This is a genomic window from Arthrobacter sp. cf158 (assembly GCF_900106835.1).
Taxonomy (GTDB): Bacteria; Actinomycetota; Actinomycetes; order Actinomycetales; family Micrococcaceae; genus Arthrobacter.
Window position 1 is genome coordinate 609,230 of record NZ_FNNR01000001.1, and the last position, 20,198, is coordinate 629,427.

16 protein-coding genes, 3 tRNA genes and 1 pseudogene are annotated in these 20,198 nt (G+C 63.4%); 14 read left to right on the plus strand and 6 right to left on the minus strand.

The window, feature by feature from the left end:
* The first annotated feature begins 78 nt into the window (after positions 1-78).
* From BLW08_RS02665 to BLW08_RS02700, 8 genes and pseudogenes are all read left to right on the plus strand, one after another.
* Positions 79-1,452 (plus strand): FAD-binding oxidoreductase, encoded by a 1,374-nt coding sequence (locus BLW08_RS02665; RefSeq protein ID WP_091323226.1) that lies wholly within the window; start codon positions 79-81, stop codon positions 1,450-1,452.
* 89 nt (positions 1,453-1,541) lie between these two features.
* Positions 1,542-3,011, plus strand: coding sequence for a YibE/F family protein (locus tag BLW08_RS02670; RefSeq protein WP_090820641.1), 1,470 nt, complete (start codon positions 1,542-1,544; stop codon positions 3,009-3,011).
* 46 nt (positions 3,012-3,057) lie between these two features.
* Positions 3,058-3,240 (plus strand): annotated as a pseudogene (locus BLW08_RS24235) (hypothetical protein); the annotation flags it as partial.
* A 4-nt stretch (positions 3,241-3,244) separates the two neighbouring features.
* Positions 3,245-4,426, plus strand: coding sequence for a tRNA dihydrouridine synthase DusB (gene dusB, locus BLW08_RS02680; protein WP_090819301.1), 1,182 nt, complete (start codon positions 3,245-3,247; stop codon positions 4,424-4,426).
* Positions 4,427-4,490: 64 nt separating this feature from the next.
* A complete protein-coding gene (locus BLW08_RS02685; RefSeq protein WP_090819298.1) occupies positions 4,491-5,795 on the plus strand; it encodes a deoxyguanosinetriphosphate triphosphohydrolase in 1,305 nt (434 codons plus the stop codon).
* A gap of 64 nt (positions 5,796-5,859) precedes the next feature.
* Complete coding sequence (gene dnaG, locus BLW08_RS02690; protein ID WP_090819295.1) at positions 5,860-7,743, plus strand: DNA primase; 1,884 nt, start codon at positions 5,860-5,862, stop codon at positions 7,741-7,743.
* Between the two features lie 53 nt (positions 7,744-7,796).
* Positions 7,797-7,869 (plus strand) — tRNA-Asn (locus BLW08_RS02695).
* 116 nt (positions 7,870-7,985) lie between these two features.
* Positions 7,986-8,058: transfer RNA gene (locus tag BLW08_RS02700), tRNA-Asn, on the plus strand.
* 59 nt (positions 8,059-8,117) lie between these two features.
* Here the strand turns inward: BLW08_RS02700 and BLW08_RS02705 are convergent.
* The 5 genes from BLW08_RS02705 to BLW08_RS02725 form a co-directional block, all read right to left on the minus strand.
* A complete protein-coding gene (locus BLW08_RS02705) occupies positions 8,118-8,525 on the minus strand; it encodes a hypothetical protein (RefSeq protein ID WP_090819292.1) in 408 nt (135 codons plus the stop codon).
* Between the two features lie 39 nt (positions 8,526-8,564).
* Positions 8,565-9,848, minus strand: a complete 1,284-nt coding sequence (locus BLW08_RS02710) for an alpha/beta hydrolase (RefSeq protein WP_090819289.1) — start codon at positions 9,846-9,848, stop codon at positions 8,565-8,567.
* 22 nt (positions 9,849-9,870) lie between these two features.
* On the minus strand, positions 9,871-12,369 hold the full coding sequence (locus BLW08_RS02715; RefSeq protein ID WP_091323228.1) for a bifunctional lysylphosphatidylglycerol flippase/synthetase MprF: 2,499 nt from the start codon (positions 12,367-12,369) through the stop codon (positions 9,871-9,873).
* A 123-nt stretch (positions 12,370-12,492) separates the two neighbouring features.
* Positions 12,493-12,672, minus strand: coding sequence for a glycine zipper domain-containing protein (locus tag BLW08_RS02720; RefSeq protein WP_090819282.1), 180 nt, complete (start codon positions 12,670-12,672; stop codon positions 12,493-12,495).
* Positions 12,673-12,695: 23 nt separating this feature from the next.
* The gene (locus BLW08_RS02725; RefSeq protein WP_091323230.1) at positions 12,696-13,925 is read right to left on the minus strand and encodes a multidrug effflux MFS transporter; all 1,230 of its coding nucleotides are present in this window, start codon (positions 13,923-13,925) and stop codon (positions 12,696-12,698) included.
* A 174-nt stretch (positions 13,926-14,099) separates the two neighbouring features.
* On the opposite strand from BLW08_RS02725, the gene BLW08_RS02730 reads away from it, so the two are divergent.
* The 6 genes from BLW08_RS02730 (at position 14,100) to BLW08_RS02755 (ending at position 19,309) form a co-directional block, all read left to right on the plus strand.
* Positions 14,100-14,948 carry a phage holin family protein gene (locus tag BLW08_RS02730; RefSeq protein WP_091323232.1) on the plus strand — a complete coding sequence of 283 codons (849 nt, stop codon included), beginning with the start codon at positions 14,100-14,102 and terminating at the stop codon, positions 14,946-14,948.
* Positions 14,949-14,993: 45 nt separating this feature from the next.
* Positions 14,994-15,617, plus strand: a complete 624-nt coding sequence (locus BLW08_RS02735; protein WP_090819274.1) for a CDP-alcohol phosphatidyltransferase family protein — start codon at positions 14,994-14,996, stop codon at positions 15,615-15,617.
* A complete protein-coding gene (locus BLW08_RS02740; protein ID WP_091323234.1) occupies positions 15,617-16,522 on the plus strand; it encodes a DMT family transporter in 906 nt (301 codons plus the stop codon). The genes BLW08_RS02735 and BLW08_RS02740 overlap by 1 nt, the downstream gene beginning before the upstream one ends.
* Positions 16,523-16,628: 106 nt before the next feature.
* On the plus strand, positions 16,629-17,825 hold the full coding sequence (locus tag BLW08_RS02745) for a glycosyltransferase (protein ID WP_091323235.1): 1,197 nt from the start codon (positions 16,629-16,631) through the stop codon (positions 17,823-17,825).
* An 84-nt stretch (positions 17,826-17,909) separates the two neighbouring features.
* Positions 17,910-17,983: transfer RNA gene (locus BLW08_RS02750), tRNA-Ile, on the plus strand.
* Between the two features lie 135 nt (positions 17,984-18,118).
* The gene (locus BLW08_RS02755) at positions 18,119-19,309 is read left to right on the plus strand and encodes an acyl-CoA dehydrogenase family protein (protein ID WP_090819264.1); all 1,191 of its coding nucleotides are present in this window, start codon (positions 18,119-18,121) and stop codon (positions 19,307-19,309) included.
* Between the two features lie 76 nt (positions 19,310-19,385).
* On the opposite strand, the gene BLW08_RS02760 is transcribed toward BLW08_RS02755, so the two are convergent.
* Positions 19,386-19,880: a M23 family metallopeptidase gene (locus tag BLW08_RS02760; protein ID WP_091323316.1), complete on the minus strand. Its 495-nt coding sequence runs from the start codon at positions 19,878-19,880 to the stop codon at positions 19,386-19,388.
* Positions 19,881-20,198: the final 318 nt, after the last annotated feature.

A 20,198-nucleotide genomic window follows, 5' to 3' on the forward strand; every position in this document is an offset into this window, starting at 1 on the left:
ACCCCCACGCTGCCATCGCTGGAGGGAAGCGGCGTGTGGAACAGAACGGTCTCTCGTCTATATCGGTGGTAAATCACAATGAACCAAATAGCCCTTGATGGGCTGAGGGAACAGGTGCGCGGGCAGCTCATCACGCCCGAAGATCCTGACTACGACTCCGCCCGGGCCGTCTTCAATGCCATGGTGGACAAGCGCCCTGCGGGTATCCTCCGGGTCGCGCAAATATCCGATGTGATCGCCGGCGTGAACTTTGCCCGCGAGAACGCCATGCCCCTGGCCATCAGGGGAGGCGGCCACAGCGCGCCCGGGTTCGGGACCTGGGACGATGCCTTGGTGCTGGACTTCGTCAACCGGACAGGCGTCCGGGTGGACCCGGAGGCGCACACCGCCCGCGCCGAAGCCGGCACCACTTGGGCAGACTTCAACCACGCCACGCACGCCTTTGGGCTGGCAACCACTGGCGGGATCGTCGGTTCCACGGGGGTGGCCGGGCTGACGCTCGGCGGGGGAATCGGATACCTGACCCGGAAGTACGGCTTGTCCTGCGACAACCTCGTCTCCGCGGATGTGGTGACGGCTGACGGCAGTTTCCTCATCGCCAACAAGGAGCGCAACGAGGACCTGTTCTGGGCCCTCCGGGGTGGCGGCGGAAACTTTGGCGTGGTGACCTCTCTGGAGTTCCAGCTCCATCCCGTGGACATGGTCTATGCCGGCATCATCATCTATGGCGCTGAGAACATTCCCACGGTGGCCCGCTTTTACCGCGAGTACTTGGCTTCCGCGCCCGAGGAATTCGGAGCCTTCCTTGGCTTCCACCAGGGACCGCCCGTTCCTTTCCTTCCTGAGGAATGGCATGGCAAATCTGTCTGCGTGGTGGTGGGAATGTGGACGGGCGATCCGGCCGAGGGCCAGGCACGCTGGCAGCCCTTCCTGGATGCAGCGCCTGTGGCGGGATCCATGGTGGGTCCCATGCCCTACCCGGCACTGAACGTGGCCTTCGATGGACTGAACCAGAAGGGGATGCAGGGCTACTGGAAGGCCAATTTCCTGCGGGACCTCAACGATGGTGCCATTGACGCCCACGCAGAGTTCGGGGCAACTGTTACCAGTGTCAACACCTCGGTGCATGTCTACCCGATTGACGGCGCGGTATCCCGAGTGGGTGTCCAGGACACGGCCTTCGCCCACCGCACCATGAAGTTCTCGCCAGTCATCGCAACGCAATGGCCGGACCCGGCGGACAACGAGGCGAACATTGCGTGGGCACGTCAGTATGCGGCGGCACTCGCACCACATTCGGAGGCCGGCGGGTACATCAACTTCATGGACTCCGAGGACCAGAACCGGGTGGCGGACAACTATGGACCCAATTGGGAGAGATTGGTGGCCATTAAAGGCAAATACGATCCCGGGAATCTCTTCCGCGTAAACCAGAACATCGCGCCTGCCTGAGATCCGGGCCGGTCATTCCCGGAACAGCCGCTTGAGGCGCAGGACGTCAGTCTTCCCGCGTAGGGTTAAGGCATGAGGTTTTGCTGCTGATGGGCCACGGTCACTCCCACGGTCATTCTGAAGGTACCGAACCAACGCCGCAGGCGCTGGCATCGCGGAAGCGGGCCAACTGGCTTCTGGCAGCGGTGCTCGCACCCCTGGGTGTGCTCACAGTAGTGGCCATGCTGCTCATGTGGCCCTCGGGCAGCCGGGAGGGAATCTCCTTCTCCAGCCCCTACCAGGCTGCCCCAGGGGTCACGTTTGATACCGGCCGGATCCAGAGCGTGGTGGTGGAAAGCTGCACGCAGACAGGCCAATCAACGCCAGGCCAAACCGATCAAAGCAGCACCGGCCAAAACGGGCAGTCCGGCGGATCCCAGTGCACGTTCGCGTTCACGGAGCCGGACAAGGGCGGCGAAGCGGTCAAGGTGGTCATTAACCCTGATGTTGCCATGTCCCACGGTGTGGACGTGGGGGACTCCATCAGGTATTTGAACCTCTCTGCTGTCCAGGGCGCCAACGCCGGCAGCGGGGCTCCCGCCTATGTGTTCGTCGACTTCGTCCGCAATATTCCCATCGCCTTGCTGGCTGTTCTTTATGCGGCAGTGGTGATCGCTGTGGCCCGTTGGCGCGGCTTCCGGGCGCTCCTGGGCCTGGTGGGTGCGTACTTCGTCCTGGTCAGCTTCATCTTGCCCGGGTTGGTGGAGGGCAAGCCGCCTCTGCTGCTGGCCCTGGTGGGATCTACGGTGATCATGATCGGGGTCCTCTATTTCGCTCACGGGTTCTCGGCGCGGACATCTACCGCGCTGCTGGGGACAATTTTCGGACTTGGCATTACTGCCTTGCTGGCGGCCTGGGCCACGGACGCAGCCAATCTGGCGGGCGTTGGAAACCACGATGCCTCCACCTTGGTGAACATGTCACCCCAGATCTCGATCTCCGGGATCATCCTCTGCGGCCTCATCATTTCCGGCCTGGGCGTGCTCAATGACGTGACCATCACCCAGTCGTCCGCTGTGTGGGAGCTCTACGAACTGGCCCCCAACACCAGTGCCCGCAAACTGTTTTCCTCTGCCATGCGGATCGGCAGGGACCACATCGCCTCCACCGTGTACACCATCGCATTTGCATACGCGGGCGCGGCCCTCCCGATCCTCATCATCGTGATGCTTTACGACCGGCCGCTGGCCGAGGCCCTGACCAGCGCCGAACTGTCCGAGGAAGTCATCCGTACACTCGTGGGTTCCATCGGCCTGGTCCTCGCCATCCCGGTGACCACCCTGATCGCTGTCCTGGTGGTCAAGGCAACCGGCATAAAGCGTCTCGCTGCGGCGGACGCGCCATCGGTACGTCCCGACGACGTGGAGGACACCGGCGCGCTGGCGGCAGCGGCCGCCGTCGTGCGTTCAGAGGCGCACGACGACCACGACGACGATGCCCGCCTGGACGTTTCCGGGAAGCCTGCGCAACCCGGCAGCCGGCGCGCCCAACGCGAAGCGGAACGGCGCGGCACCGACTGAAGCACCTCATGGTCACTACGTTCGGCCGCCCGGGCTGCGTCCGGGGGGCGGCACAGTGGCAGATACCGCCAAAGCCGCGACGCTCTCCGAAGGGAATGTGCGGAACTACCTGTCGGCGGCGATGGCCAAGACAGGGGCAAGAACCAGGGCGGAAGCCGTCAGGTTGGCCGGGGACACCGGCTGGCTTCTGCAGTGCTTCCCGCCGATTTGCCCGCATTTGCAACAATAGATGGGTGACTGTAGTAGCAACGCCCCCCGCACCAAAGCTTGAGCTCCCGCCATTGAAGCTCGGTGGGATTACCGTGGACACCCCGGTAATCCTCGCCCCCATGGCGGGCATCACCAACTCTGCCTTCCGCAGGCTATGCCGTGAATATGGCGGCGGCATGTACGTGGCAGAGATGGTGACGTCGCGTGCCCTGGTGGAGCGGACGCCCGAATCGTTGCGCATCATCTCGCATGATGAGGACGAGAAAGTCCGCTCCGTGCAGCTCTACGGCGTGGATCCCGTGACGGTGGGCGCTGCAGTGCGCATGCTCGTCGAAGAGGACCGCGCCGATCACATCGACCTCAACTTTGGGTGCCCGGTACCTAAAGTCACCCGTCGCGGCGGCGGTTCTGCCCTGCCGTGGAAGATCGACCTCTTCACCTCCATCGTCAATACAGCGGTCAAGGAAGCTTCCAAGGGCGGCATCCCGCTGACCATCAAGATGCGTAAAGGCATTGATGAGGACCACTTGACGTACCTCGACGCCGGCCGCATCGCCCGCGACGCAGGAGTGGCCGCCGTCGCCCTGCACGGCCGAACCGCAGCACAGTTCTATTCCGGCCAGGCCGACTGGTCCGCCATTGCCCGCCTCCGCGAGGCCTTGCCGGATATCCCGGTGCTGGGTAACGGCGATATTTGGTCCGCGGAAGATGCAGTCCGCATGGTGCGCGAAACAGGCGTGGACGGTGTCGTGGTGGGCCGCGGCTGCCAGGGCCGCCCGTGGCTCTTCGGTGACCTCCAGGCGGCCTTCGAAGGCAGCGACCAGCGGCACCGCCCCGGACTCCGCGAAGTGGCTGAGGGCGTTTACCGCCACGCCGAGCTGATGGTGGAAACCTTTGGCAACGACGAATACAAAGCGCTGCGCGAAATCCGCAAGCACATGGCCTGGTACTTCAAGGGCTACGTGGTGGGCGGAGAGCTCCGCGCCAAGCTGGCCACCGTGCCCACCCTTGACGTGCTGCGCGAATACCTTGATGAATTGGACATGGACTCGCCTTACCCGGGCGTGGATTCCGAAGGTCCGCGCGGCCGGGCGGGCTCGCCGAAGAAGCCGGCCTTGCCGAAGGACTGGCTGGAGAGCCGTCAGCTGAACGCTGAACAGAGTGCGGATATCTCGGCGGCAGAGCTGGACGTTTCGGGCGGCTAGCCTCACACGTGTAAGACTGGCTCAAGAAGCTCCACACCCCGGCGCTTGAAGGAGGCAGATACCCATGGGAACCGAAGCAATACTTGGCCACCACGATTTCGTGCTGGCTATTCCCGGCTACACCGACGTGGATTCTGCACGGTGGGTCGAAGAATCCCGCAAGACGACGTACCGCTCGGACTTCGAGCGGGACCGTGCCAGGGTCCTGCATTCCTCGGCATTGCGCCGCTTGGGCGCCAAAACACAGGTGGTGGCCCCGGACACTGATGACTTTGTGCGCACCCGGCTGACCCACAGCCTGGAAGTAGCCCAAGTGGGCCGTGAGCTCGGCCGCTCCTTGGGCTGCGATCCCGACGTCGTGGACACTGCCTGCCTCAGCCATGACCTGGGGCACCCGCCGTTCGGCCACAACGGCGAGTCTGCCCTGAACGAGGTGGCGCACACCATCGGCGGTTTTGAAGGGAATGCGCAAACCCTCAGGCTGCTCACCCGGCTTGAGCCCAAGGTCCTCAGTGAGGACGGAAGGCCTGCCGGGCTCAACCTGACCCGCGCCAGCCTGGACGCCGCGTCCAAATACCCGTGGTCCGCCGTCGACGCCCCCGTCATCCACGGGCACCGCACCAGTAAGTTCGGCGCCTACGAGGACGATCTTCCCGTGTTCGAGTGGCTGCGTGAAGGTGCTCCCGGCAACCGGTCCTGCATCGAGGCACAGGTGATGGACCTGGCAGATGACATATCGTATTCGGTCCATGACGTGGAGGACGCGATCGTTGCCGGCCATTTCCAACTGAAGTGGATGGAGAACCCGGACCACCGCGCCCGCGTGGTGGGCTACACCAAGCAGTGGTACCTCCCGCACAATGATCCCGCCGAAATTGACGCGGCGCTCGCCCGTCTTGAAGCCACCAAGGTGTGGGTCCGCGAAGCAGACGGAAGCCGGAAGTCCATGGCAGCGTTGAAGGACATGACCAGCCAGCTGATCGGCCGGTTCTGCCAGAGCGCCATGGAGACAACCCGGGATCATTTCGGTCCGTCCAATCTGACCCGCTACGCGGCTGAACTCATGGTCCCGGAGGACACCGTCACCGAGATCGCCGTCCTGAAGGGCCTTGCCACCACGTTCGTCATCTCCACCGACCATCGCCAGCCGGTCTACGAGCGCCAGCGCGAGGTGCTCCATGCATTGGTGGGTGTCTTGAACGCCACCGGCGACCGCCACTTGGAGCCGATGTTCGCCGCGGACTGGCGCGACGCCGTCGACGACGGTGCCCGGCTGCGCGTGGTGATTGACCAGGTTGCTTCGCTGACGGATGTTTCCGCCCTGGCCATGTATGAGCGCCTGGTGGGCAGCCTTCCCTCCCTCTGGTAAGGGGGGCCTGGCAGGGCGGCTGGGCAGGGCCCGTCCTCTTGGCCGGAGCGACTAGGATGGTCACGTGGCTGGCCTGATCAAACGTGAAGATATCGACGAAGTACGCCAGCGCACGGATATCAAGGAAGTCGTTGACGGTTACGTCACCCTGAAGGGTGCCGGACTGGGCAGCTTCAAGGGCCTGTGCCCCTTCCACGACGAACGCTCGCCCTCTTTCACCGTCCGCCCCCAAGTGGGCCGCTACCACTGCTTCGGCTGCGGCGAGGACGGGGACGCCATCTCCTTTGTCCAGAAAATGGACCATAGCTCCTTCCACGAAGCCGTTGAGAAGCTCGCCGCCCGGATCGGCTACGAACTGCGGTATGAGGACGGCGGCACCGGTCCCAGCCGGGAGGAAGTGGGCAAGCGCCAGCGACTGCTGGACGCCCACAAAATTGCCGACGAATTCTTCCGTGCCCAACTGCTGACACCGGGAGCCGCGGAGGGGCGCAACTTCCTGGATGGCCGCGGCTTTGACCGCGCTGCCGCCGAGCACTTCGGCGTGGGCTACGCGCCACAGGGGTGGGACGCACTGTTGAAGCATCTCCGCGGCCGTGGGTTCACTGATGCTGAGTTGAAACTCACAGGCATGTTCTCCGAAGGGAACCGAGGGATCTACGACCGCTTCCGGGGCAGGCTGATCTGGCCCATCCGGGACATCGCAGGTGACACTATCGGCTTCGGTGCCCGGAAGCTCTACGAAGATGATCAGGGCCCCAAATACCTGAACACCCCGGAGACCACGCTCTACAAGAAGTCCCAGGTCCTCTACGGGATCGACCTCGCCAAACGGAACATCGCCAAGGAACGCCAACTGGTGGTGGTTGAGGGGTACACCGACGTCATGGCCTGCCACCTCGCAGGAGTCACGACGGCGGTAGCCACCTGCGGTACGGCCTTCGGCACCGAACACATCAAGGTGGCCCGGCGGTTGCTCTCGGACGACGGCAGCGGGGGAGAGGTCATCTTCACCTTCGACGGCGACGCCGCCGGCCAGAAGGCTGCCCTGCGGGCCTTTGAGGAAGACCAGCGCTTCACCGCCCAGACCTACGTGGCCGTGGAGCCATCGGGTGCCGATCCCTGTGATCTTCGCCAGCTCAAGGGTGACGGGGCAGTTCGCGATCTCATCGGAACCCGGAAGCCGCTCTTTGAGTTTGCCATCCGGGCGACCCTCCGCCGGCACAACCTGGACACCGTGGAAGGGCGTGTGGCGGCCCTGCGGGAAGCTGCTCCAGTGGTGGCCCAGATCAGGGACTCCGCCACGAGGCCGGGCTACACGCGGGAACTGGCCGGTTGGCTGGGCATGCCCATCGAAGAGGTCAGCCGATACGTTGGGGCAGCCGCCAAGCGGGTGGGCGCCGGCGGCAGTCCGTCCGGCCCTGCCGATCAGTCGCCCGCCACGCCGGCACCGCAGTCGTCCGGTCCTGTCTTCCAGCGACCTGACCCCAGGGATCCTATTGCGGGAATGGAGCGCCAGGCGCTGGAGGTGGTGCTGCAGGAGCCGGGAGTCCTGGGTGGGGGAGCCTGGGAGCGCTTCGAGGCTTCCCATTTCGCAACGCCCGTCTACGCAGCCGTCCAGACCGCTGTGCGGGCCGCAGGACTGGCCCACTCGGCTGATCCTGTGGCATGGGTGGAGCACGTCCGCCAAGAGGTGCCCGAGCCCCTGCGACCGTTGGTGTCCGAGCTCGCGGTGACTCCGCTGCCTGCCAGCACGCCGGAAGCCATGCAGCGGTATTGTCGCGACATTCTGGCCCGCCTGTTCGAACTCCAGATCACCCGCATCAAGGCGGACAAGATGGGGCAGCTCCAGCGGCTCGACGCCGCCGCCAACCCGGCGGAATTCCAGCGGCTGAACCGGGAGCTGATGCAGCTGGAAATGGAGCGCCGCGCCCTGCGCGCAGACGGCTGAAAGCCCCGATTTCGTTTTCCGGCAGGCCCCTGTTAAGCTAGTAACCGCTTCATTCCTCCGTAGCTCAATTGGCAGAGCATTCGACTGTTAATCGAAGGGTTACTGGTTCAAGTCCAGTCGGAGGAGCGCACAATACCCCCGTTCCGGTCCTCCGGAACGGGGGTATTTTTATACCCCCAGGGGGTATCGGATGCCGATTTCGCATTCCGGCAGAACCTTTGCTAAAGTCATAACCGCTTCATTCCTCCGTAGCTCAATTGGCAGAGCATTCGACTGTTAATCGAAGGGTTACTGGTTCAAGTCCAGTCGGAGGAGCATAAGAACCCCGCATCGGCTTCAAGCCGGTGCGGGGTTCGCTTTTTCCGGGACGTTTCCTAGACGAAATCCATCTCTACGTGGAGGAACCGGGCGGCCTCAGCCACGGCCGCGAGAAATGAATCCTGCTCAGTGGGCGGAGTCCTGGGTTCGCGGGGATGCCACTCGTGGGGTGCTGAATAGACACGGGTGAAGCCGCCGCCGGGAGGCGCATAGAAGATCCCGAACCGCTGTACCGGCCACTCCGGCGAGGTCTCGGGCGCTACCAGCAACGCGGCGTCGGTCTCCGGGTTGTACCACTGGGCGATGGGGCGGCGCCGGTCGTCAGTGAAGAGGCCGGCTGCGTAGAGGGCTGCTGACTGCGGGCTGGTGACTGAGCACAGCCGGTCCCACCACAACGGCAGAATGCGCTCATCCCGACGCTGCCAGGGGGCCGGAAGCGGCTGCAGCTCTTGCCAATGTGGCACAACTCAACTTTATCGCCCGTGCGTTGCCCGGAAAAGGTCCTAGCGGGAGAGTCCCAGACGCGGATACAGCACGTCAAAGCCTTTGGTGAGCCCGGAGTTCAGCGCAATCCCCACGTGTCCGCCATTGGGAACCTCGTAGTACGTCACCGCCATGCCCGCTGCCCGGGCCGCCGCGGAGACGGCCTTGGCGGCCGCCACGTACGTCACGTCGTCGGAGCCCACCGTGAAGACGGCCGTGGTGTCCGGGAATTGCTTGCCCTTCATGATGTTGATGGGCTTCTGGGCGTCATAGTCAGCCTGGTTGCCGCCGAAGATCGTTGCCAGGTTCCCGGCCGGGTCCTCGGCTCCGGGGAACTCTTCGCCGGAAATGTCCACCACATTGCCCCACATGGCGGGGTACTTGACCGCAAAGGAGATGGCGCATTGCCCACCGTTGGAGTAACCGGCGATCGTCCAGTGCTCGCGGTCGGGGAGGATGTTCAGGTTGGCTTTGGCCCAGTTCACCACGTCTTCGTTGATGTACTTCTCCACGTTGCCGTACTTGGCGGTGTCGAGGCAGAGGGTGTCGTCCTGGTCCGGGCCGATCTGGTCCGCGACGATCGCGATGGGGGCCAATCCGTTGTTCTTCGCCGCGAACTCATCCAGTGCAGCGGAAACGTATTGCGGGTCGGGAAGGCCTGGCTGACCCATCATGAGGACGTACAGGGGCAACTTGGGCGGATTGTCGGTGAGGGCTGCGGGAGGGAGGTAGATGCCGGCCGGACGGGCATTGAATCCCGAGGCCGTTGCGGGGATCACCTGCGTGCCCACTTCACCTTTGGCGGGCATGGTGGCCGGGGGTTTCCAGCTCTGCCAGAGCGGACCTGCAGGAATGGAAGCGTCCGGGTTTGGTTTGTTCAATTGGATGGCGCCCTCGGTGGAGATCCCCAGCGCCGAGCCCAGTGTCTTGTTGAGTCCAAACTCAGTATTGATGCCGAGGGCAGCCACCAGGAGGAACACCGGGATGGATACTGCGGCCACTGCTTTCCGCCACCTCGGGCTGTGGCGGAAGCTCACCACAGCAAGCCCCAACGCCGCGAAGCACGTGATCGCCCAGAACCACACCCGCGGCGTGAGTCCCACGTGGAAGACGTCCATGACGTCTTCCACCACCCACACGGTCAGCCACCCCACCAGGGCAGCGGTGACGATGGCGGTGATGGCGGTGAGTGCCCAGCGCGCCGACGGCCGGAGAAACAGCAGCAGGAAAAACGCGGCGCCGATGACTCCCGCGATGATCATGACTACCGGGCCGCTGATCTCGAGTTTCAGGATGTCGTTCATGCCCGGGCCGCACCTTCCGGGATCATGCGGCAGGTTCCCTGGCTACCATCTGCCGCAGCAGGCCGGCGCTTTGTGCCGGGGACAGGCCGGGAAGGTAGGCCGAGCCGACGGCAATGCCGATGGAGGGCAGAGCCAGTGGGTCCTGGTAGTACATGTATAACGTCCGGTGCTCCGGTTGGAACCGTGACTTGAATGCAGCCAATGACTTGAAGCCATACATGGGTTCCAAGGCATTGCCCAGCAGGGCCAGCACGCGGTCCAGGGAGCTCCTGTCGCCCTCGCCGCCGTCGGCCCCGGCATTGGCCAGCGGAGACCCGGACAGGGAGATCTGCGGAACTTCTTCCTTGAAGTGGGTTACCGCAGAAGCGATCAGGAATTCCATGACTCCCTTGAACCCGGTGGTGCGGCGGCGCATGAAGTCCAAGGTCCAGCCGGAGATGACACCCCGGGTGAAGACGGGCAGCCAACTGGTCACGCCGTGGACCAAACCGTCGTCATCCACCGCCACGCAGCAAAGGACCTCAGGATCCTTCAATTCGTTCAAGCCACCCAGGGTGAAGCCCATCTCCGGGAGGGCTTTATCCGCCACCCATTCTTCCGAGATTTCGGCCAACTGGGCCCTGATGCCCGGCGGCATTTCCGGGTAGGAGTACCAGTGGTCCTTGATGGACAGCTTGTCTGCCCGGTTCAGGGCGGTGCGGACGTTCTGCCACTCCTTGCCCTTGAACGTCATGGCCTGGACGTTGAGCAGGGTCTCTTCGGCAACCTCCAATTTGCGGAAGCCCCGGGGGAGAAGCGCGGCGTCCAGGTCCGCGGTAGCCGAGTAGAAGCAGGGGATGAGCCCCAGGCTGGCGCAATGCTTCAGGAAGTCCGTGGCGGCGTTGCCGTGGTACTCCGCGGCACCAAACGGGCCGGCCACAGTCAGGGCCACACCGTTGTGGACCTGGTACGCAATACCGGCCTTCCGGTCCTGGCTGAACCAGTACTGGTTGTTGTCCCATAAAGCCATCCAGGACAACGTGCCGCCGCCGTCGTGCAGCAGCTCCCGGGTGTGGCCCAGGTCCGCGGCCGGATCGCTGGCAAGCATCCGGAAGCGCCGGAAGTTGTTCAGCACCAACACCAGGATGCAGAGCCAGATGACGTCCCCGCCCAGTCCGTACAGCACTGTACTCAGCAGGCCTTGGGGGAGCGCCACAACGAAGGGAACCGGGAAGGGGACCAGGATATGCGTCAACTGGCCGGCAAGGTCCCACAGCGTGGAGCGGCCGGGATTTCCTTCGAGGAACCAGCACACCACGTAGAGCAGCACGGCGGCGACGGCCAGAATCAGCGATGTCCGGCCCAACATGCGGTAACCGGCATCGCTGGACTCCACCCGGAACTTGTGCCGGTTTACCAGGAGCAACGCCACGATAATGACGGGAGCCAGGACTGCCGGGACTGCGTACAAGAGCAGGTACCCGAAGTCGTCGTCGCCCAACGTGACGTCGGGGTCGGTGGCGTACTGGAGAAGGGACAGCACGGTGACGGCCGCCAGGTAGATCTGGATGACCAGGGTCAGGCGGTACGCCAGCCGGCGGCCACGCCGGAGTCCTTCGGCACACACCAGCAGCAACAAGACGGGAATCACGGTAAGGATCGCTGCACCAAAACTCTGCACCCCCACTACGCCCTGCAAGGTGACGCAGTTCGTGTCGTTATTGCATGCTTCCTTGACCTCATCGACGTCCGGGCTGGCCTGGAGCATGACCTCCGAGACAATCGAAAGCGGGCCGATTTCCCAGGTGCCCGTGAGCTGGGTGAGTAAGGGCCCGACGGCGAAGACGCCCACCACAGTGCCCACCAGGAACCGCGTCTCACGAAGGCTGGACGAATGCAGTGATCCCGCCTGACGACGCAGCACCAGTGCCTGGACGGACCAACCCGCCAGCATGCCAATGACGGCCCCTGCAAGTGCCTGGAGGGTTTGGGCCACTCCAACAAACAGTGCGAACATCAGCGTCGCGGCCAGCAGCCACGTCCTCAGGCGCCGGCGCCATAATGACTCAAGGGCCGCCGTCGCGTATCCCAAAGCGGCCGCCGCACCGCCGTAGGCGCCCACGACGTACTCTCCGCCAAGGAAACTGAGCCATTGGTCGCTGTTGTCAGTTCCGAAGGCCACCAGGGCAATCAGAACCAAAGCGCTGAGGGCGGAGCCTGCGACGAAGGCAGCGAGGGCCAGCCACGGACCCACGAGGCGTTCGGCGATGCCGACCCCCACCAGGATGACGGCCGTGCAGGCCACATAGTCGAGCAGGGAGGAGGCAAAGAAGGCAGACGTGAAGGACGACCACCACGGTCCCGGCTCTACCGCCAGGCCAAGGCCCACCTGGTCCAGCAGCGTCTCGCTTGGGCCGTTGAGCAGGCTCCCGGTGGCGGCGCCGAGGACCCACAGCAGAAGCACCAGGACCAGCGTCAGCGGGAGCCTCCGCACGGTTGCCAGGCCGCGCGTAGTACCCCGAAATTCCACAGCCGTGCTCATGTGATGTCCCCTTCACCGTTCAAGCGCCGGTTACCCCGGCTGGCCACCATTCTGCCTTGCAGTGCGCCGTTAGGGGAGGGGCCAAGGACTTGCGACGACGGCGCGTCGCCCGTGGAGCGCGGCTTAGTCCCGGTTCCAGGGGCCAGGGTTGACGCGGTACAGCACCGCAGCCCCGATCACCGCCCCCAGAATCGCTCCAAAAAGGGCACTTCCCGCAGCGCGTCCCAGCAGGGCCCCGGCGATGGCACCCAGCAAGGCTCCCAGGAAGAGGCCCCTGCCGTTGCGGTGCGGTTTCTTGGTCATGGTGTCAGCCTACGTGGACGGTCCTAATGGATGGACGGAACGGACCTGGGCCGGACCACCAGCCAGAGGGCAATAATCGCCCCGATGATGCAGACGGCCATGACCGAGCCCATGGGGACGGCGGACTTGACGCCGAGCCAACCCACCACCGGCGGGACAATGCCGGCCATCATGAATTGGGACGCACCCAGGAGCGATGCAGCGGTGCCGGCCTGTGCCCCGTGGTTCGCCAGGGACAGGACCTGAACGCAGGGGAACATGAAGCCCGTTGCACAAATGTAGAACCACAGCGGAAGGAGAATGCCCCAGAGACCCACATGGAACACGTCCAGAACGACGATCAGGGCGGCCATGAGCACCATGAAGAGCGTTGCCCCTGCCACGATCCATTGCGGGGCCACCCGCCTGATCAGGCGCGAGCTGATTTGGACGCCTGCCACGATGCCCAGTGAATTGATCCCGAACAGGATGCCGTACTCCTGTGGCGAGAACCCATAGACGTCCTGGAAGAGGAAAGTGGACGCCGACAGGTAGGCGAACAATCCGCCGAAGTTCAGGCTTCCCACCAGTACCATGCCAACGAAGATCCTGTCCGTCAGGACGGTTTTGTAGCGTTGCGCCACTGTGACGGTGGACTTGCCCCTCTGGTCCGCCGGAAGTGTTTCCTTGATGAAGAAGACGGACGCAAGGATCACCAGCAGGCCGTAGCCGGCCAGGAAGTAGAAAATGCCGGGCCACGGGAAGGCCAACAGCAACTGCGACCCGATGACGGGAGCCAGGATGGGGGCCAGCCCGTTGACCAGTGACATCCGCGAGAACATCCGCACCATGGAGTAGCCGTGGAAGAGGTCACGCACCATGGCCATCGCCACCACACCGCCTCCGGCAGCGCCGATTCCCATCAGGACGCGGAAGAGTGAAAGCATCCCAATGTCCGTTGCCAACGCAGCACCCAGTGACGAACCGATGTGGACTGCCGTGGCAAGGATGAGCGGCAATCGGCGTCCCACCTTGTCGCTGAAGGGTCCCACCACCAACTGGCCAAGACCGAAGCCAACGGTGGTACCGGTCAGGGTGAGCTGGATGGCAGCTGCTGAGACATCGAAGCTCTCTTCCAGCGCAGGGAAGGCCGGAAGGTAGAGATCAATGGTGAAGGGACCCAGGGCAGTCAAGGCACCCAGCAGGAGAATGTAGACAAGTTTTTCGCGTCGGCTCAGGGAATCGCCCGGAGCAATGGGAGAGGTCACGATCATCTATCCTATGGCCCAGATCATATTTATTCGGCGTATGACAGGCGCGCCGCAGTGCAGTCCCGAAAGTTCAGCAGGAACCTGAATGATAGCTTTGAGGACAGGTGTCCGCGGCTGTAGATTTCAGCCTGCGTTCGCCCGACACGATGCCCAGAGGAAAGCAGTTAGGCGGAACCCATGAGTGGACGTCACACCGGCCGGACCAGTCAAGGACCAGCCATTCGTACTTTGCCGAAGACCCTCAAGCTCGTTGCGCGGTTGGCCCCGAGGCAAATCAACGACGAAATCGCCTTGGCCAAGGTGGAACTCAAGCGCAAGGCCACCCAGGTTGGCGTAGCAGGTGCCTTCTTCGGCGTGGCCCTGGTCTTCCTCTCGCTGCTGGTCATCGCGCTGGTTGTCGCGGCGATTCTGGGGCTGGCCACCATCATGCCTGGCTGGCTCGCCGCGCTGATCGTCGCTGCGTTCTTCTTGCTGGTGGTGGCCGTCGGATCCCTGATAGGCATCGCCAAGTTCAAGAAGGCCATGCCCTTGGTCCCGGAGGACACCATCCGTGGCATCAAGCACGATCTTGGAATCGCCAAGGAGGGCTCTGCCTTCGACGAGTCCATCCTGGATCCGAACTCACCCGCTGCCAAGGCTGCCAAGGCCGAGAAGGAAGCTGCAGCGGAGAAGGCCAAGGCGGAGAAAGCTGCGAAGGAAGCCGCAAAGGAAGCCGACGCCGTCAAGGCGCCCACGGAAGCCGAACTTCGCTCCCGCCTGAAGAGGCGCCGCGAACACCTGACTGGAGTCCGTGACGAACTTGGCGAGCAGCTGGACGTGAAGAAGCAAGGACAGGCGTTGCTGGACAGCGCCAACGGCAAGTTCCAGGAGGGCAAGGAATTCGCCGCCGCCAAACTCGCAGACCTCGGGGACTCCGTGCCGGACAGCCTTTCGGAGCGCCTTGCGGCGCGTTGGAAGGACCTCGCTGCATTTGCCGCCGCTGCCGTGGTGTTCGTTGTGGCACTGCGGAAGTTGCTGAAGAAGTAGCGTCCGGCAGCAGCAAGAAACACTGAAACGAGGAAGGGGGGACACATGAGATTGATCGGTGCTGGATCGCATCCCGACCGGCCACAGGTTGACCATGACCTTATCTTCACCGTTCCCAACATCCTCACCGTCCTGCGTTTCATGGGCGTACCGCTTTTCGTGTGGCTGGTCTTGTCTGAACAGGAATACGGCTTCGCGGTCCTGGTGCTCGTCATCATGGGAAGTACCGACTGGGTGGACGGCTACATCGCCCGGCGTTTCGACCAGACCTCCAAGCTGGGCAGGATCCTCGATCCGATGGCGGACAGGGCCGCGCTCCTGGCTGTCGCCTTCACCTTGGCGATTGCCGGCGTCGTGCAGTGGTGGTACCTCGCCGCGCTGTTGGTGCCGGACGCGATCCTGGCCATTGCATCCCTGATCTACTTCCGGAGCCACCCGGACCTTCCTGTGAGCATCATCGGAAAAATCCGCACGGCTCTGCTGCTGGTTGGCACGCCGCTGCTGGTCCTGTCCAAGCTGCCGATTCCGTTCACCGAGGTGTACTTCGTGGCCGCATGGACATTCCTTGGATTGGGCCTTCTTGGCCACTGGATTGCGGCGTACAACTACTTCTGGGCCATCTTGCGTAAGGGTAAAGAATTGAAATCCGACGACGGCGGACACGCCTGATGGTCTGGCTTGCGGTCTTCCTGGCGGTACTTGGTGCCTTCTTCCTCGCCATCGGGGCGCAGCGGCAGGGCAGCGCGGTCAAAGCCGATACCGGTGGGCTGGCACTGAGCTCCAACGGCTTCCTCCGGCTCCTGCGTAATCCGCGGTGGATGCTCGGCCTTTTGTTCCTTGCCCTCGGAATGGTGATGAACGCCATTGCCCTGGTGTCCGCACCCCTCACCGTGGTCCAACCCATTGGTGCCATCGCTCTGGTGATCACCACGGTGGTTAACGCCAAGGACCAGGGACTGAGCATCAACCGCGCCACGGTGGTGGCCATCAGCGCCTGCGTCACGGGTTCGGCGTTGTTTGTGTTGCTCGCCGTCAACGTCACCCAGGAGAACCACCATGTCAACAGCGAGGACGAGCTGACGATTGTCCTGCTGCTTGCCCTGGCAGTGGGGCTTTTTGGGACATTGGCCGTCCTGTTCAAGCACCGGATGAGTGCCTTCATCTACATCCTGGGTGCCGGTGTCCTGTTTGGATTCGTGGCTGTGCTCACCCGCATCATCGGCAAGCACCTGCTCGATCCCAACGGGCTGTTCCTGCTCAACGTCCAGTGGTACACCCTGATCGCCATCGTTGCCGCTGGCGGGCTGGGCTCCTGGTTCGTCCAGAGTGCCTACTCCGGAGGGCCGCCTGATCTGGTGATCGCCGGCCTGACCGTCATCGACCCCATGGTGGGCATCGCTATCGGCATCGTCATCCTTGGTGAGCTTCGTCCCGATGTGCATGCCGTGATGGCGATCGCCATGGCCGCGGCCGCTACGCTTGCTATCGTGGGGGTTATTGCCCTGAGCCGGCACCATCCGGAAGTCACCAAACGCAAGAAGGACGCGAAGGCGGCAGCCAGCCGTAAGGCCTAGGGCAAATCTTTACCTTGCGCCACCGTTCTGCGGTCGGCAACCCGGCGACACCGCAGCATTGCCACAAGCAACGCTGTCCGCACCGTGACCATCAGGAGTTCTCCACGTGACCATTCCCGACACCAACAAGCCCCTCACCATCCTGATTGCCGCGGATACCTACCCGCCGCACGTCAACGGAGCCGCCCAGTTCGGTTACCGCCTGGCCAAGGGGATGACGGCACGTGGCCACAACGTGCACGTGTTGGCTTGCCGGCCAGACACGGGCAAGAGCTACACCGAGTTCCGCGACGAAGCCACCGTCCACCGCCTCCGCTCCCATGGCGTCTTCACCCACGAGTACTTCCGCATCTGTTTCCCGTGGGAAATCAAGAAGGAAATCAGCCTGCTGTTCGACAAGGTCCAGCCCGACGTTGTCCACATCCAGAGCCACTACATGATTGGCGAGCACGTCCTTTATGAGGCCGTAAAGCGTGGCATCCGGGTTGTGGCCACCAACCACTTCATGCCGGAGAACCTGAACCCCTTCCTGCCTTTCCCGCAGTGGTTCAAGGGCATCGTGGGCCGCATCTCCTGGAAGGACATGGGCAAGGTCATGGGCCAGGCCGACGTCGTCACCACGCCCACGCCGCTTGCGGCAAAAGCCATGCACCAGCACGCGTTCCTGCGCAAAGTACTGCCCTTGTCCAATGGCATCGATTCAGCGGCCTACGAACTGCAGCCCGGTGAAAGCATCGAACCGCACAGCAACCCCACGGTTCTTTTCGCGGGGCGACTCGCTGAAGAGAAGCACGTCGACGTCCTGATCGACGCCGTGGCCAAGACGCCGCGCGCCTTGAATGTACACCTGGAGGTCGTGGGAGGCGGGGAAGTCCGTCCGGCCCTCGAGGCCCAGGTGGCCAGGCTTGGTTTGGAGGATCGCGTGAAGTTCCTGGGCCTGGCGAGTGACGAGGATTTGCGTGAGGCCTACATCAAGGCTGACATCTTCTGCATGCCCGGCACAGCCGAACTCCAGTCCTTGGTGACGCTGGAGGCCATGTCCGCCTCCACGCCCGTGCTGCTCGCCAACGCGATGGCCCTGCCGCACCTGGTGCGTGACGGCGAAAACGGCTACCTCTTCACGCCCAACGACAGCACCGAACTCGCTGCCAGGATCACCCAGCTGGTGGAGTTGCCCAAGGACGAGTTGGAAGCCATGGGCAAGCTGAGCCGCGAAATGGTGGAGCCGCACAGCATCAACGGCACACTCCAGACGTTTGAGGACCTCTACCGCGGAGCTTCCTACGAGGACAAGGTGGTGTGACCAAAGCACTCACTCGAAGCCATTAGTATTGCTAGAGTGCTTTGCCCGGGACCGCTGCCTTACGGTGGCTGATCCGGGTTTTACGGGGCTATAGCTCAGCTGGTTAGAGCGCGGGACTCATAATCCTAAGGTCCTCGGTTCAAGTCCGAGTAGCCCTACATTTCATGGCAGGAGCCGTGGCCGACAATCCTGGATTGTCGGCCACGGCTCTTTTGTGTTCCCTCCCAAGTGCGGTATGTTACTCATCAGTAACTTAGTCTTGGTCGCAGGTGACCACCCTTGAAGGAGCGAACATGTCCAACGCTGCATTCGACGCCACCACCCTTCCCTATGCCGACGGTGACTTCTACGCCTTCGAGCAGATGCTGACCGGCAAAGAGCAGGACCGCTTGGCTGAGGTCCGCGACTTCCTGGCCCGTGAGGTCAAGCCCATCGCGGTGGACTGCTGGAACCGTGGCGAATTCCCCATGGACCTCATTCCCAAGCTTGGCGAGCTCGATCTGGTGAGCCCGGTCCGCCGGCAGGGCTACTCCAACCTCTTCGCTGGAATGCTCCACGCGGAGGTGACCCGCGCGGATGCGTCCATCGCCACGTTCATGGGCGTTCACGACGGCCTTTTCACAGGCTCCATCGAGGCGCTTGCGTCGCAGGAGCAGAAGGACGCTTGGTTGCCGGACATCTACTCCCTGAAGAAGATCGGCGCCTTTGGCCTGACCGAACCACTGGGAGGTTCGGATGTTGCCGGGGGCACGCGCACCACGGCCCGGCGCGATGGCAACAACTGGATCCTCAACGGTGCCAAGCGATGGATCGGCAACGCCACGTTCTCCGATTGGGTGGTCATCTACGCCAAGGACGTCGCCGACAACCAGGTCAAAGCGTTCCTGGTGGACACCTCCCTTCCGGGATACTCCGCCAGCAAGATCGAGAACAAGATCTCCTTGCGCACCGTGCAGAACGCGGACATCACCCTGGACAACGTGGTGGTGCCGGACTTCTTCAAGCTGGCCAACGGCAACAGCTTCCGTGACACCAACAAGGTCCTCAAAGTCACTCGCCTGGCCGTGGCTTGGCAGGCTGTTGGGCTTCAGATGGCCGCTTTCGACGTCGCCCGCAGCTATGCCGTGGAGCGCCAGCAGTTTGGCAGGCCTCTGGCGGCGTTCCAGCTGGTGCAGAACCAGTTGGTGCAGATCCTTGGGAACACCGTGGCGTCCATGGGCATGATGGTCCGCTTGGCCCAGCTTGAGGACGCAGGCGTTGCCAAGGACGAACAATCGGCCCTTGCCAAGGCCTTCACCACCGCCCGCATGCGTGAAAGTGTCGCGTTGGGTCGCAGCATCCTGGGCGGCAACGGAATCGTCACCGATTACGGCATGGCGAAGATTTTCTCTGATGCAGAGGCCATCTATTCCTATGAGGGCACCCATGAGATCAATACCTTGGTCACCGGCCGCGCCATCACCGGGGTTTCGGCGATCGTCTAGAAAGTGCGCTGATGGGCCGGTCTGGCAAGTGCGCTGATGGGCCGGGAAGCAGCACGGTGGACTCTGCCAGGGGGAATCACTCCAGTGGAAGCAGGACGGACGGCCGCATGTCCGCCAGGAATCCCAGGGGATTGACGTAGTCATCGCCCCGCCTCACGCCCCAGTGCAAGCACGTAGTGCTGCCGCAATGACCCGGCTCAAGCGAACCCAGGACCTGGCCCTTCCTGACTGCATCCCCGGGCTTCAGTCCACTGGCCACCGGCTCGAAACTGCTCCGCAGGCCGTTGCCTTGATCGATCGTGATGACGGGGCGGTCCACGACGACGCCGGCAAAGGTCACCACACCGTCGGACGGCGCGGTGACCGGGCCGCCGTCGGCCGCTGGTCCCAAGTCCACACCGCGATGCCCGCTGAGCCATGGCTTGTCCGGCGGATCGAACGTCCGCAGGACGGATGGTTTAGGGGAGAGGGGCCAGCTCCAGTGCGGGCTGGCCGGCGCCGGAGTACTTGCGGTGGCACCCATGACAGCGAGGGCAGCAGTGGTGGCCAGCAGGGCCTTCAAAAGGGTCATGAACCCAGCCTCATGGAGAGCTTTGGATGGATCGATCCCCAGGCCTCCGTATGTGGACAACGGCTGGTGGTGAGCGGTCAAACCGGTGGGGCCGCTGTAGTACACTTGGTGGAGCAGTTTGCTGTGCCCTCAGGCTTGTTCAGGAGCATGTCTCATTCAGATATGCGGGGGCCCCAGGCTGACTACGCGTATCCAGCCCTCCACCAGCGAAGCCTCATGGCTTCAGGCTGCGGAGGATTGTGCCTCTTGCGGTCCGGCTGAGCCCAGGCTTCCACCGGATGAGAAGCGCAATGGATGCCAGGAGCCGCGCCCGTCCGG

What these genes read in the sequence shown, in the direction of transcription:
- BLW08_RS02685 (WP_090819298.1), top strand. Translation starts at nt 4,491, where the DNA reads ATGGGAACCGAAGCAATACTTGGCCACCACGATTTCGTGCTGGCTATT.
- BLW08_RS02735 (WP_090819274.1), top strand. Translation starts at nt 14,994, where the DNA reads ATGAGATTGATCGGTGCTGGATCGCATCCCGACCGGCCACAGGTTGAC.
- BLW08_RS02720 (WP_090819282.1), bottom strand. Translation starts at nt 12,672, where the DNA reads ATGACCAAGAAACCGCACCGCAACGGCAGGGGCCTCTTCCTGGGAGCC.
- BLW08_RS02730 (WP_091323232.1), top strand. Translation starts at nt 14,100, where the DNA reads ATGAGTGGACGTCACACCGGCCGGACCAGTCAAGGACCAGCCATTCGT.
- BLW08_RS02755 (WP_090819264.1), top strand. Translation starts at nt 18,119, where the DNA reads ATGTCCAACGCTGCATTCGACGCCACCACCCTTCCCTATGCCGACGGT.
- BLW08_RS02760 (WP_091323316.1), bottom strand. Translation starts at nt 19,880, where the DNA reads ATGACCCTTTTGAAGGCCCTGCTGGCCACCACTGCTGCCCTCGCTGTC.
- BLW08_RS02715 (WP_091323228.1), bottom strand. Translation starts at nt 12,369, where the DNA reads ATGAGCACGGCTGTGGAATTTCGGGGTACTACGCGCGGCCTGGCAACC.
- BLW08_RS02710 (WP_090819289.1), bottom strand. Translation starts at nt 9,848, where the DNA reads ATGAACGACATCCTGAAACTCGAGATCAGCGGCCCGGTAGTCATGATC.
- BLW08_RS02665 (WP_091323226.1), top strand. Translation starts at nt 79, where the DNA reads ATGAACCAAATAGCCCTTGATGGGCTGAGGGAACAGGTGCGCGGGCAG.
- BLW08_RS02670 (WP_090820641.1), top strand. Translation starts at nt 1,542, where the DNA reads ATGGGCCACGGTCACTCCCACGGTCATTCTGAAGGTACCGAACCAACG.
- BLW08_RS02725 (WP_091323230.1), bottom strand. Translation starts at nt 13,925, where the DNA reads ATGATCGTGACCTCTCCCATTGCTCCGGGCGATTCCCTGAGCCGACGC.
- BLW08_RS02740 (WP_091323234.1), top strand. Translation starts at nt 15,617, where the DNA reads ATGGTCTGGCTTGCGGTCTTCCTGGCGGTACTTGGTGCCTTCTTCCTC.